12 protein-coding genes are annotated in these 13,323 nt (G+C 38.9%); 4 read left to right on the top strand and 8 right to left on the bottom strand.

Annotated elements, in window-relative coordinates; translation table 11 throughout:
• Positions 1 to 1,495: 1,495 nt before the first annotated feature.
• Positions 1,496 to 2,200 carry a metallophosphoesterase family protein gene (locus FGB90_RS14485; protein ID WP_138811557.1) on the top strand — a complete coding sequence of 235 codons (705 nt, stop codon included), beginning with the start codon at positions 1,496 to 1,498 and terminating at the stop codon, positions 2,198 to 2,200.
• Between the two features lie 11 nt (positions 2,201 to 2,211).
• Here FGB90_RS14485 and FGB90_RS19745 read toward each other — a convergent pair whose 3' ends face one another.
• The 7 genes from FGB90_RS19745 to FGB90_RS14455 form a co-directional block, all read right to left on the bottom strand.
• Complete coding sequence (locus tag FGB90_RS19745) at positions 2,212 to 2,382, bottom strand: hypothetical protein (protein WP_171051845.1); 171 nt, start codon at positions 2,380 to 2,382, stop codon at positions 2,212 to 2,214.
• A gap of 115 nt (positions 2,383 to 2,497) precedes the next feature.
• Positions 2,498 to 3,172 carry a hypothetical protein gene (locus FGB90_RS14480; RefSeq protein ID WP_138811556.1) on the bottom strand — a complete coding sequence of 225 codons (675 nt, stop codon included), beginning with the start codon at positions 3,170 to 3,172 and terminating at the stop codon, positions 2,498 to 2,500.
• A 272-nt stretch (positions 3,173 to 3,444) separates the two neighbouring features.
• The gene (locus tag FGB90_RS14475; RefSeq protein ID WP_138811555.1) at positions 3,445 to 3,762 is read right to left on the bottom strand and encodes a hypothetical protein; all 318 of its coding nucleotides are present in this window, start codon (positions 3,760 to 3,762) and stop codon (positions 3,445 to 3,447) included.
• A gap of 7 nt (positions 3,763 to 3,769) precedes the next feature.
• Positions 3,770 to 4,285, bottom strand: coding sequence for a hypothetical protein (locus FGB90_RS14470; RefSeq protein WP_138811554.1), 516 nt, complete (start codon positions 4,283 to 4,285; stop codon positions 3,770 to 3,772).
• A 25-nt stretch (positions 4,286 to 4,310) separates the two neighbouring features.
• A complete protein-coding gene (locus FGB90_RS14465; RefSeq protein WP_138811553.1) occupies positions 4,311 to 4,877 on the bottom strand; it encodes a hypothetical protein in 567 nt (188 codons plus the stop codon).
• Positions 4,878 to 5,049: 172 nt separating this feature from the next.
• Complete coding sequence (locus tag FGB90_RS14460; protein WP_246056191.1) at positions 5,050 to 5,982, bottom strand: COG2958 family protein; 933 nt, start codon at positions 5,980 to 5,982, stop codon at positions 5,050 to 5,052.
• Positions 5,983 to 6,037: 55 nt separating this feature from the next.
• The gene (locus FGB90_RS14455) at positions 6,038 to 6,892 is read right to left on the bottom strand and encodes an SHOCT domain-containing protein (RefSeq protein ID WP_138811552.1); all 855 of its coding nucleotides are present in this window, start codon (positions 6,890 to 6,892) and stop codon (positions 6,038 to 6,040) included.
• A 193-nt stretch (positions 6,893 to 7,085) separates the two neighbouring features.
• Here FGB90_RS14455 and FGB90_RS14450 point away from each other — a divergent pair, with 193 nt between their 5' ends.
• The 3 genes from FGB90_RS14450 (at position 7,086) to FGB90_RS14440 (ending at position 11,994) form a co-directional block, all read left to right on the top strand.
• The gene (locus FGB90_RS14450) at positions 7,086 to 8,243 is read left to right on the top strand and encodes a hypothetical protein (RefSeq protein WP_138811551.1); all 1,158 of its coding nucleotides are present in this window, start codon (positions 7,086 to 7,088) and stop codon (positions 8,241 to 8,243) included.
• A gap of 11 nt (positions 8,244 to 8,254) precedes the next feature.
• Complete coding sequence (locus tag FGB90_RS14445) at positions 8,255 to 9,994, top strand: ATP-binding protein (protein ID WP_138811550.1); 1,740 nt, start codon at positions 8,255 to 8,257, stop codon at positions 9,992 to 9,994.
• 515 nt (positions 9,995 to 10,509) lie between these two features.
• Entirely contained in the window at positions 10,510 to 11,994 is a 1,485-nt protein-coding gene (locus FGB90_RS14440; RefSeq protein WP_138811549.1) for a recombinase family protein, read from the top strand.
• 100 nt (positions 11,995 to 12,094) lie between these two features.
• Here the strand turns inward: FGB90_RS14440 and FGB90_RS14435 are convergent, their stop codons facing one another.
• Complete coding sequence (locus FGB90_RS14435; protein WP_138811548.1) at positions 12,095 to 13,057, bottom strand: tRNA dihydrouridine synthase; 963 nt, start codon at positions 13,055 to 13,057, stop codon at positions 12,095 to 12,097.
• Positions 13,058 to 13,323 lie beyond the last annotated feature (266 nt).

Here is a 13,323-nt window from a genome sequence, read left to right as displayed (position 1 = left end):
TCTGAAAGACCTCTCCAGTTGCTGTCGCTTAAGTGAATGAATGTGCTCTTCCATGGCTTCTCACCTCACTTCTCTGGCTTCCGCGGAACCCGCCGGCAACTGATTGTATTCTTCTCTCTGTATTGGTCCGGACTTTTTCAGCCGGATGATTATGTAAGCTGTACATCGTGTAACCTCTCTTTCGAATACTTCGCCGAGCTCAGTAATCATATTTTAGGTTGGTGTTTCTCGTATTTGTTAAAAAATCGAAAATAAATTTTTCTACCGCCTCAATAGTTTTGCCAATATTCCGACTACAGAAGGCATCTCTTCCCGTTAGCCGGTTGGTTCCCCAGCCTCAGATGTTTCACTTATAGGTCAATACTTATAAAATCATCGGCAGCCTTTTCTCAAATGGTCAGATTTTATTGAAATCTTCCGGATTATCATAAGTACATTTGCTGTTGACTGAATCGTCACGCTCGTTAAGTTCCTACTGCACAAGCTCTCGTAAATGTGAAAATATAAGACTATTTCTCAACGGTCAGGTTTTATTGAAATCATCCAGTGTCCCACAAATCAATTTGCCGGCAGCCGGTTCCCCGGAGCTCGTATTCATATCTTATAGAGCATTTTCCCGCATTTGTTAAAAAATCCGATTTATTTTTCTAAAACGGTCAAGTTTTTTTGAAAAACCTCTCGGCGCATCACAAATGCGTTTGCTGCTCACTGTTTCTCGAGCTCACATTCACATCTTAAAGGACAAAATCGCGCTTTTGTTAAAATTTCCGATTTATTTTTCTCAAACGGTCAAGTTTTTTTGAAAATTCTCCGGCGTATCACAAATGCTTTCGCTGCTTTCTGTTCTGAGCTTGCATTCACATCTTATAGGACAGAATCACGCTTTTGTTAAAATTTCCGATTTATTTTTCTCAAACGGTCAAGTTTTTTTGAAAACCTCTCGGCGCATCACAAATGCGTTTGCTGCTCACTGTTCCTTGAGCTTGCATTCACATCTTAAAGGACAAAATCGTGCATTTGTTAAAAAATCCGATTTATTTTCTCAAACGGTCAAGTTTTTTTGAAAAATCTCTCGGCACAATACAAATGCGTTCGCTACTCACTGTTTCCCGAGCTCGCATTCACATCTTAAAGGACAAAATCGTGTATTTGTTAAAAAACCGGATTTAATTTCTTAAACGGGTCAAGTTTTTTTGAAAATCTCCGACGCCTCACAAATGCGTTTGCTGGTGTCCGGTTCCCCGGGCTCAACAATGACTATAATAAACCCCGCTCATAGGCTTTTGTTAAATTTCTCGATTTATTTTTGGAGATTTCCAAAGAAATTCATTTTAGAGAAAATAAATGGGAGTTTTGCTTACAGAGGGTATATTGTTGTGTACAATGGAGTGTTCTCGGTGGCTAAAACCTTATCTTAAGTAGAACTTGGATAATTATGTTAGTATTTAATAAGCTATAAGATTTCACCCGTGAGTCTAGAAAGGGAGGGACTTTTATGAAGATTGCAGCCATATACGACATTCACGGTAATAACTTTGCACTTCAAGCTGTACTAAGGGAAATTAGGAAAGAGGGTGCGGATGTTGTTGTAGTTGGCGGCGATGTAGTCTGGGGACCTCAGCCTCGGGAAGTGATGGAGACACTCATGCAAGATGGAGCAGGTTTCTTCTATATAATGGGGAACGCGGATAGGGAAGTCGTTCATCGCCACAGCACTGAAGAAGGTTGCCCGGAGTTCGTTGCTGAAATGAACGCCTGGTGTGCTGACCAGCTCACTGAAAATCAGGTCAACTTCCTGAAACAATTACCTGAATCCAAACGCATCTCTGTTAAAGGTCTCGGAAACATCTTGTTCATCCATGGTTCCCCTCGAAGTGATGAGGAAGCAATCAGAGTTCAAACCGAGGAAAGTGAAATAGAAGAAATGATTAAAGACACACGGGAAGATATCATAGTATGCGGCCACACTCACATCCAGTTCGACCGTTCAGTGGCTGGAAAGAGAATCGTCAACGCAGGAAGCGTTGGTTTACAGAGTAAAGCAAACGGTGCCTGCTGGCTTTTGATTGATGGTGATATGAAACTTAAAGTAACTGTATACGACACCGAGAAAGCAGCTGAAGAAATACTTCAGGGAGCTTGCCCCTATAAGAAGGACTTTGCCGAGCATGTTCTGAACCCGACGGATGTTGGACCATAAAAGGTCGGCGTTTAATTACCTTTCTGGTCACTTTCATCAAACCCATAATAAAACTCTTTGTCATTAATCTTTCTAATCTTGCCTTCTTTAACGGCTTTGTTCCATTTCTCAATACATTTCTTGTCTAGCTGTTCCCTCTCTTCCATCGTTCTCGGTGACAACTTGCTTTTGCGAAGTTTCATAACAAACATACCTCCATTTATATCCTTTCTTATTTATATTACACTCCGTTGATATTAAAAACCTCCACTTATATAAACAGAGGAGGTCTAATTAATGTTGTACTTCTTCAAAAAATCAGTTGCCTGAAATTAAAGAGATTAATATACTGAAGAGTATATAAGCCCCACCAAAGCCTCCTACCCAAACGGCGCCTTTAACCCAAGCTTTGTCTCTATAGCCACCTTCCTGTTTTACATTTGGTCGAGCACTATTTTCCTTAGTATTTAGATTATGAGAACTCTTATGAAAAGGGCTGAATAAATTATAGATTGCAGTTGATATTGCCTGCTCAAACACAACAGTGTTTTCACTGACTTGTGCTATGTGCTTCAAAGCTTTACGACTTTTCTCTATTTCTCTTTCACTAACTCCAATAAAATATCCTGTATTATTTACTATCCATTGTGCCAAAAAATAATATTCTCTTTTTAATCTTGCTTCTAAGGTATATATTTCTTTTTCTTGTTCTAAACTTTCTAAAAATGTCTCGGTTATTAAGTTAACAAGTTCTTTAGGGTCCTCAAATACAAGGTTGTTTAATTGCTCTTCGTTCCACCTTTTGTATTTATTATAATCTTCTACGGTTAAATGATTATCAGCCCATATAGCTACTTGAGACAACAACCCAATTTGTAAATAATGTTCAAATACAAGAGGGGCTTTATCATTATTATGGAACCATGTTGGTCCCCCAGCGTTCTTCCCAAAATCAATGAGGCCTATAGCTTCTGATAATTGCTTTTCGTACATTTCAAGAAATATTTCCCACTTGATTTTTCCCACCTCCAATATTAATTATTATTACATCTACTATCTTCTATTACTTTGTATTATTTCATTTGCACAAGAAACGGGTTCAGAGAGAGTAGGTACTTTATAAAGCATCCTTTTTAAATAGGTATTAGCTCTTAATTCGTCTAAAAGCTAATTTTCTCCTTGCTATTCATTTTGTAGCTTTTGTTCTTCATAGGAATTTAGACCATTCTGATTACAACCGTGGCTTTGATATAATTGGCGCTGTATTAATGCACCATTAAATTATTGCTAGTATCAGACCAGCCGGACACATCACCATTATCAAAATTAACTGTGGAGTAATCATAATTCCAAATTCCCAGTGTTCCATTGATTCCAGTAGGTGTACCCATAACATCTACTACATCTTGATAAGTGCTTCCAATGCTAAATATATTCTTATTTGAATCAACTTTCTCAATGTTAACTAATAAGTTACTACCACTATCATACCAACCAGTCACTTCACCGTTGTCAAAATTCACTGTAGAATAATCATAACTCCAAATGCCAAGAGTGCCGTTTATTCCAGTTGGGGCTCCCATTACATCTCTAACTTCCTCTTCTGGTGACCCCAGTGTGAAATAACTTTCTTGTACCCTGAACTTCCTGTTCACTAGTAGAGCTTTGAGTGGATGTATTCATAGCATTTCCATCTGCTTCCTGTTTGATTAAATCATTATAATCATTTAGTAATTGGTCGTAATCTTCCTGTAAAGCTAAGATATATTTATCTAAATGGACATTAGTGGCTGCAAGTTCATCAAACTCCTCTAAGGCAACAGACAGTCTTTCTTCTAGCACAACCGAACTGCTTTCTAATTCGTTGTAATCTTCTTTGGATAAGGCTTCTTCAGATAATAATAAAAGGAGCAGTAAGATTAAATTTACAATAACTGAAATAATTGCAACGACAGGCCAAGCACTGAATTTCTTTTTAGGAAGATAATAACTGCCTATACTAGTGGAGTTATCTTCCTTGTAATTGTTTAATAATCCATCAGACTCATCGATTTTTTTACGTTCATAATCATTATATAAAGATTTAAATGTCTTCTTTATATCCAATTTGCATCCTCCCACAGGATAACTTTTATGTAGCCTCTTTCTTTAATATGGCTGCTATATACTGACCTACTTCATGAACTCCATATTTTTCTTCGATTATCTTAGCGAGGATTATATGAGGTCCTAATTTAGTGTTTATTCTAAGGTGCTCACATAGTTCCTCTACACTCTGGTTTGACAAATCTTCAAATACATCGTTTCTGGTTTTTTCTACAATTGAGGCAAAATAAGTACCCTTGGTTTCATCAAGTTCCATAACATAACTTTCATATTTTTCAGGATGCCCGCCACCAAGGTTTGCTGCAAATAATTTACAACAATTAAATATACTAATCTCTCTATCTTCTTCCTTTGATTTAGAATATTCTTTTCCTAGAGCACCAGAATATAATCTCATTCCTCTAAAGTGAACTCTTCTCCACGGCTTACCATTAAAATTATAAAATCTTGCAATCAAAATAAAGGACCAAATTAGGAAAAGAAACCAAAAAATGTAGCTAATTATTCCTTCTGTAACTAATGAAACAGCTAATAGGCCGAACCAGAAAAGTAGCGAAATCCACCCGAATCCGAGAACCCAAGAAATGTTCATAAGAATCTCCTTCTTTTTTTTGAATAGTTTTGATTAAGTAAAAATAATAGTCACTATAGCTTCCGGTAAATTCGTTAAAGTACAATAAAATACAAATGTTTCCTCTTTAAATGATTCAATGAAATAACAAGAAGTCCTTCACTCAATTTTTCCAGATTTGTCAGTCGGATTCTCACTTCTTTATAAGGTCACTCAAAACTTCTGCTTCGTAAACTTTATCGTACATTTGCTTAATGACTTCGTGGCTATTCAAATCATTCTTTACTCTTCTGATAAACTTTCTGAAATCCGGATTCTGAACCGTTATCTTATTTATGGTTTCCCAATCAAGGTCTGGTTTGTATCTGGCCGGGAACAGAACAGAAGAAGAATCAGGGTCTTCTATATCCAGCTCGATAATGCCTATCCCAAAAGCAGTGGACAGACGCTTTAGTTCATTTAAAAACTCATCATCTCTGGATACTTTTGCTGCCACCAAATATCCTTCATTAGCCCAACTGGAGTTTGAAACCGTTTGGAAAAAAGATTCTCTGAGATTGGAGAAGGTCAATTCCTTCTTTAGTTCAAAGGAGTAAATCTTTACTAACTGGCTACCAAACTGCATGCCAAACTCCAGTACTTCTTTGTGCCATTCATCAATAGGGAAGTTAACACCTACGATATCTGGGTGCAGCCATTGTGCATAACTGCTTTTTGTAGAACGCTCATGATAAATGGTCTTTGTATGTATATTCATAAACGTATCAGCAAAATAGGTGAGGAACGGATGTAAATCCCGCTCAGAATACTTAGTGTTGCCTTCTGGTTCCTCCACGACTTCTTTTTCCTTCTCCCGGATTCTAGTCATCTCTCCTTCACTAGCCAATTCCTTGAGGAAAAACTTCCTCGGCTTCGCTTCTTCAATTTTAATGAACTTTGTATCCGGGTTATTGTTCATGTCAACGTAAATACGAGCAGCAATTGTCCTGTCGGGAGTCTTGCCTTTAGAGGAAACCAAATTTTCGTAGTTATTTTGTTTAGCGTACTCCCATATCTCTGTTGGTGTCATTGGTTTTCGGGTTTCTTTTATAACTTTGTATGCTAGTTGCTTAAATGAAATACTCATCAAATGACCCTCCAATTAGATTTAAATTAACTGAGTATACAAATGTTCCTTGTTCCTATGCTAATAATTTCAGCTTTTGCTTCTCGTATTCTTCTTCAGTTAATACTCCCTCCTCTTTTAACTGTGAAAGCTTTCTAATTTCATCTGCTATCAAACTGGTTGAATTATCGGTTGACTGAATGTCATTGATTTGAAATTTCTCATTACTATTTTGTTCTTGCTGGTCAATTTTATCGGCTTGATGGATAAGTACACTAACTACTTGATGTATTTGATTTGCACTATCAAGTTCAGCTTTTAAAAGATTTTCTGGTAGTGCCATACCGGATTTCGAATTATTTTTATCGTAAAAATTCAATAAAAAAGCAGGATTCGCTGTATCGTTAATTATTATATGAAAATCAATTCTTGAAATATCCTTCCCCTTGGACTTAGTTCCGGACAGCCCTCCAATAATTGCACCCACTCCACCAGCTAGGATACCGCCTAATAATGCGCCTCCAATTTGACTACTTCTCGATGTAGATATCAGTTCTTTACCATCTACTAGTACTTCCGACGACAAAATATCTCTGTAATCAACAACTTGATAACTTTCGTTAAATCTCTCTCCATCTATAAGAGCTACCTTCATACCCTTCTCATCAACAGCAATTACTTGAGATACATGAGGGTTACCTTCAAAAGTTAAAGAGGCCTGGAAATCTGTTTCTCTTTCTACTTTATTAATACCCTGAGTTCTATTTATTCTATTTGAGGTTTCACTTTCTTCAATTCTTTTTTCTTCCTTAGTTTCAAAGACTACACCAGCAATAGCAACACCAAAAATAATTAAACTAAGCCAGGGACTTATACTGAAAGTTAATACTGCAAAGACAATAGCTACTCCTAAACACCCAATATTCCCCACAAAAATTCCTCCCTTTCCTTATATAGTAAAATTGTACCATACATTTCAAAAGCTCAAATAATCTATTGATAACATGCCACTACGCAGAAGAACACTTAGTCAAAACAACTGATAAGTGGGTATCAAAATTCAAAAAAAAAAGATATTCAGTGTGTTATATTATAAGAGAATAAAAGGAAATAGAGGTGGTATTTTGGAAGTAATAGAGGAAAAAAGCGAAGGATTCTTATCCCAAGATGATAAAGATGGAGGTTATTATGCAATAAAGGGATTTCTATATCAATTTGATAAAACGATTATTGAGATACTGGAGAATCCCGATAAAACTGTTAGTTTTGAAAACGTTCAAGATATTGATTACAAGAACACAGTTATCCAAGTTAAACATAAAGAGGCACAAAACTACTCTCCTAGTAAAATACGGCGCCCAATTAAACAACTTATTAAATTGTTTGAACAAGATAAAACTAAAACATATTACTTGTATTGCTTCTTTAAAGATAAATCCCCGCAGACATCTATAATTTCAATTGACCAACTAAATGAAATACTAGGAAAAGACACAGAAGAGTTTAACAGGGAACTGCTTGAAAAGTTTATTGATTCATTTGCACTAGAGTTTACAGAAGATTACGAAGAAACTTTTCGTTATACATTAGATTTAATAGGAAAAGCATACGGAATAGCTGATAGGAATTTAGCTATTATTCAACACTCGATAATAAGGTCAGAAATTTTTCGACTAGTGATTAAGGAAAAAAAGCATCGTGCACTCTCAAAAAAAGAGCTTGATAATATAATTGAGAATCACGAACAAGTTATATTTTATGCGGTTTATAAGAATTCTATGGATTCACACTCATATGAACAATTCATGAAAAAACAGTTCTTTACAATTAAAGGGTTAAACCTTCATAACTTCGAAAGATTGTTTATTATTGATGCATCCAAGTATTCTTCGCGTACAGAATTAGCAGAATTGACTTACAAAATAAGGAACAAGTATTATAGGAAGGATAAATCGCCATCTCCAATAATTTGCTTTAGAAACATAAGGGATTCAGTAATTACCGAGTTAAAGAAGAGTATGGCAGATAAAAACGAACAATTTTTTGACGGCACATACTTTGACGACGATAAATTTAGAATGCGCGACTTTATTGAACGTAACCAGCAGGTGCCAGTTAGATTTATTAAAGAAGACTTCTTACCCGAGTTAACTGACTCTTTTCCCTTAGATAAAGTCTATCAATTTTTCTCGCAGAACCGATTAGATTTCTCCTCAAATGCTAGTAAAGATATTAGTGTTGAAATTGATGATATTAAGCAAGCTATCAATATCATATCTTAGGAGTGGTTACGATGAGTGAGGTTACACAAAAAGTTGCTAAAGTAGTTTCTGTCTTACCAAATAAAATTAAGATTGAAGTATCTGATATAGAAAAATTCAAGCTTGAAAATGAGAAATTCACGGTGGGTTCCTACCTTAGAGTTTCGGACAGTGATGATTGTGCTCTCCTCAGTGTAATTGAGAATTTCACAATAGAAAAAAAAGAAGATAAAGAAAGTAATTACATACTTGAGGCTGCTCCAATAGGATTTCTTGATGATGAAGGAAAATTCACAAGAGGGGGGAACAATATCGCTATTCCTCCCACGGACGTAGATTTAGCAAGAAAGAACGAAATTCAAAAAATATACGATGTAGTATCAGAAGAAAGCCATTTTTGTTTTTCAACACTTTCTCAAGATAATCAAATAACTGTACCAGTTAACGGGGACAAATTCTTTAATAAGCACATTGCAATAGTAGGTTCAACCGGTTCAGGTAAATCTCACACTGTTACAAAAGTACTCCAAGAAGCAATCGGAAAGAAAAATTCTAGTTATGAGGGTCTTAATAATTCTCACATTGTGTTATTTGATATTCACTCTGAATACGAATCTGCTTTTCCTGAAGGAAATTCTATTAATGTCGATAACCTCCTGCTTCCCTTCTGGTTAATGAATGGCGAAGAGCTAGAAGAACTATTTGTAGAATCTGGAGAGAACCAATCTTATAATCAATCATCTCTGTTAAGAAGAGTAATCACCAGGAATAAACAAATGCATAACGGAAACGATTTGGACCTCACCTTTGACTCTCCAGTGCCATTCTCGATAATCGAAGTAATAAATTGTATAAGTAACCTGTCTAGAGAAACCAGAAAAGCTAAAAAGCCAAATATCATTTGTCTAGCGCATGAAGAAGATGGCATCGAATTTACCAACGACAATGAAAAGTTCGATTATTATTTCAAAGAGGAGTACACATTTTTAGAAGTTAAATCTCAATCAATTAGTAAAGGGACTTATAACGATGGTACATTAGAAAAATTCATCTCCAGAATTAACAATAAAGTATATGATAAACGTTTAGGGTTTTTATTTAGTTCCACAACAGAGGATAGTTCATTTGAACAAATACTACGCAATCTCATTGGATATAAAGCTGACAACGAGGCAAATATTACAATTATTGATTTAAGTGGGGTACCTTTTGAAGTTTTAAGCATCACTGTTTCACTCATATCAAGGATTCTATTTGAGTACGGTTACTTTTACAAAAAACACATCAGTGAAAACCCTGACTCTACAGCCAACCCATTACTTTTGGTTTACGAAGAAGCTCATAAATATGTTCCTAAAGTTACCTCTGCAAAATTTAATGCTTCTAGGACATCTATTGAGCGAATTGCCAAGGAAGGAAGAAAGTATGGAGTTACCGCCATGATAGTTAGTCAAAGACCCTCAGAAATTTCTGAGACTATATTTTCGCAATGTAGCAACTTTATCTCCATGAGATTGACTAACCCTGATGACCAAAATTATGTAAAACGTCTCTTACCGGATGTGGTTGGACCGATTACAGATTCTCTTTCCACATTAAAAGAAGGTGAGGCAATAATTATTGGTGACTCTATTATTATGCCTTCATTAGTTTCTATAGATAGATGTGAACCACAACCATCATCGAATGACATTGCGTATCTACAAGAATGGCAAAAGAAATGGCATAATGCGGATATGGAAACACTTATCCAAAGATGGGAGAAAAAATAGAGGATGTGTTTACAGACGAAAATCTGAACAATCAATATGCGGTGCAGGTAATACTCTCCTGAAATTTACGCCGCTTTCCGAGAGAAGCGCTGAGCCTTTGCGTACTTGTGGGTCTCACTTGCTCTTTTCCTGAGGCCACTGAAAAAGTCCCAATCAACTTTTTCAGTAGCCTTCATTCAAGCCACAATGGCTTTATCGGCTGCGCGCCTGTTACAAGAAACCCAATCGGAACAGGCTTTCTAAGTACCGTTATACTCATTGCCTCACAGCCACCGAAAAAGTTAAAAACCAAACTTTATCAGTGCCCTCCTTTTCCGTCTGCAAGAGGCCGTGATATTTCATCCGCTTGTCAGCTTATTGTTCGGATTCTCACCTCCACACTTTTCTTATGTCCCAGCCCCTTGGTACAGAAATTAACCTACTCGAATCTTGTCTTCAGTTTATTTGCTAAACAACTTGCCAAAAATATAATCAGGCAAACCCACTACACCTCAACGGAACGGAGTTGAGGGGATTTGAAATGCGCCGTTTACATCAGGGTGTCGACGGACCGTGAAGAACAGAAGTCGTCTCTGGTGAATCAGCAGCGTTATTTTTACAACATTATTGCGGATAAGGGGTGGATTTTGCATCAGTTCTACATTGACGTGGAGAGCGGTACGAAGGATAAGAAGCGGAAGAACCTGAAGCAGATGATTGAAGATGCCAAAGCGGGCCTCTTCGATGTCATCATCTCAAAGGAATTGTCCAGGCTTGCCCGGAACGGGAAGCTGTCGTATGAAATCAAGGATGTTGCCGAGAACAATGGCGTCCACATCGTCACGTACGATAATGCCATTAATTCCATCGAAGGCAACATCCACATGTTCGGGCTTTACGCCTGGGTTTACGAACAGGAATCCCAGCGGACGTCCGAACGGATAAAGGCAGCACTCATCTCCGGAGCAAGAAAGGGCGAGTTTATGGGGGCCAATCCCCCTTATGGCTATCAGGTGGTCAGTAAAACGCTTGTCCCAGCCAATGACCATAAGTCGGAAGTAGTCAGACGCATCTTCAGGATGTACCTCTCCGGAATGGGGTTCGATTCAATTGCCCGCACCTTATCCAATGAAGGTCTTCCCACACCTGCCAAGGAAGCGGGGAAGAGGAATGCAGGTCGGTTCTGGCAAGGGTCAACCATCCGCAAGATATTGACCAACCCTCACTACACCGGCGACCTCGTCCAGCACAGGGAAACGACCAGAAGTGTAACATCCGATGCGCGGGAGAGCGTGCCTGAAGAGAAACATCTCATCAAAAAGGATGCTCATCCTCCACTCGTCAGCCGCTCTGACTTCCAGGCTGTGCAGGAACTGATGAAAACCAGAAAGCGGAACCGGACCAAAGTTCAGCTCCATCTCTTCACCAATCTTCTTTACTGCGCCGATTGCGGCTCGGGCATGTGGTACCGCCAGAACCGGGCGGGTTACATCTGCGGCAGTTATGGCCGTCACGGTAAAGTTGCCTGTACCTCTCACGCTGTGAAGGAAGATGTGCTTATAAAAAAGGTACTTTTAGATATAAAAAAAGCTCATGAGTTCGTTTTAGACCAAGAGTACCTGAACAAAATCAGGCAAGGTGAAGAAGAACGCAGGGAAGCGAATAAGTCCGCCATGACAGGGGTTTTAGAAGAACTTGAAACCCTAAAAAACAAACGAAAAAAATACATCGAAATGCTCGCTGACGATATTATCAGCCACTCTGAGTACAGGGAAGTATCGGATGAGGCGGAATTTAGGGTTAAAGAACTGAAGCGAAAGCAACTTGAACTTCAGGAAGCCCTGAAGGAAGACCCTCTAAATAACGAACTGGACCGGCTAAAGGACCTCTTCGCCCGCTTCGAGCCGTTTGAAGAGGTGACTTCTCCGATGCTTCAGTACTTTGTCGAGCGGATTGAAGTCAGCAAAAAGGGAGAACCAACGGTGATTTACCGGTTCTCCCTGTTCGATAAATTGGTTTAGTTATCCACGCTAATTGTCTGCGACACAACCTCCACATGTGTGGAGTGCGTAACAATAAAAGGGACGGTGAAAATAAAACCATTTCACCGTCCCTCTCCTATCAACTTTCCTTTTCAAATTCATCAAGCAGCGCACGCACTTCATCCGTCGATTTCGTCTTCATTAGCTCATTTCTTAATGCGCTGGCCCCGCGGAACCCTTTGACGTAAATCTTGAAAAAGCGGTGAAGCTTGGTGATGGGACGCGGCACCTGTTCTGCATAATGGTCCTGAAGATCGAGCTGCAGTCTTAACAGATCAAGGTATTCCTGACTCGTGTGCTCTTTTGGCACTTTTTCAAAGGCAAAAGGATTTTTAAAGATCCCCCGTCCGATCATAACGCCGTCGATCTCGTATTTTTCAGCCAGCTCGAGACCGACTTGCCTGTCAGGAATATCACCGTTGATCGTAAGCAGCGTCTGTGGTGCGATGTCGTCGCGCATCTTCTTGATTTCCGGAATCAGCTCCCAGTGGGCATCCACTGCGCTCATTTCCTCTCTTGTACGTAAATGAATGGAAAGGTTCGCAATATCCTGCTCAAAAATATGCTTGAGCCATTCCTTCCACTCGTTCACTTCCGTAAAGCCGAGGCGTGTTTTCACGCTTACAGGCAGCCCGCCCGTTTTTGCTGCCTGGACCAGATCTGCCGCCGTATCCGGGCGACGAATCAGGCCGCTCCCTTTCCCGCTCGAGGCCACGTTCGGTACAGGGCAGCCCATGTTAATATCGATCCCTTTAAAACCCATCTCCGCCATGCCTTTACTCATTTCGCGGAAATACTCGGGTTTATCTCCCCAGATGTGCGCTACCATCGGCTGTTCATCTTCTGTAAAGAGAAGGCGGCCGCGCACACTGTCCCTGCCTTCGGTGTGGCAGTAGCTGTCCGAGTTTGTGAATTCCGTGAAAAACACATCCGGCCGCGCGGCTTTACTTACGACGTGACGAAACACAACGTCTGTCACATCTTCCATTGGTGCTAATATGAAAAACGGACGTGGCAGTTCACGCCAGAAATTTTCTTTCATTATAGATCAACTCCTCTTGCTGACAGGCATCCGAATTGATATGCTCCAATTCTTCTATCTATTAACATACTTCATACCAAATAATCAAAGGAAAAATCAACACTATCTATTTTAACGAAAATCGGCTCTGAAAGAAATACTGCGAGCCTGTTTCCAGTAATATTACAGTCCTGGTATTTCCCCATTTAAAGAGCCTCATCCACCAAAGGATCAGGCTCTTTCCTTTATATTAATTCAATTCTGGCAACTGCCTCGCAGTGCGTCGT

Origin of the sequence: Alteribacter natronophilus, assembly GCF_006007885.1 — a bacterium.
GTDB lineage: Bacteria > Bacillota > Bacilli > Bacillales > Salisediminibacteriaceae > Alteribacter > Alteribacter natronophilus.
The sequence above is the reverse complement of the archived record's forward strand: the minus strand, read 5'-3'. Positions and strand labels throughout refer to the sequence as shown.

Coding starts and splice junctions, on each gene's coding strand:
- FGB90_RS14485 (WP_138811557.1), top strand. CDS start 1,496: ATGAAGATTGCAGCCATATACGACATTCACGGTAATAACTTTGCACTT.
- FGB90_RS19745 (WP_171051845.1), bottom strand. CDS start 2,382: ATGAAACTTCGCAAAAGCAAGTTGTCACCGAGAACGATGGAAGAGAGG.
- FGB90_RS14480 (WP_138811556.1), bottom strand. CDS start 3,172: ATGTACGAAAAGCAATTATCAGAAGCTATAGGCCTCATTGATTTTGGG.
- FGB90_RS14475 (WP_138811555.1), bottom strand. CDS start 3,762: ATGGGAGCCCCAACTGGAATAAACGGCACTCTTGGCATTTGGAGTTAT.
- FGB90_RS14465 (WP_138811553.1), bottom strand. CDS start 4,877: ATGAACATTTCTTGGGTTCTCGGATTCGGGTGGATTTCGCTACTTTTC.
- FGB90_RS14460 (WP_246056191.1), bottom strand. CDS start 5,982: ATGAGTATTTCATTTAAGCAACTAGCATACAAAGTTATAAAAGAAACC.
- FGB90_RS14445 (WP_138811550.1), top strand. CDS start 8,255: ATGAGTGAGGTTACACAAAAAGTTGCTAAAGTAGTTTCTGTCTTACCA.
- FGB90_RS14435 (WP_138811548.1), bottom strand. CDS start 13,057: ATGAAAGAAAATTTCTGGCGTGAACTGCCACGTCCGTTTTTCATATTA.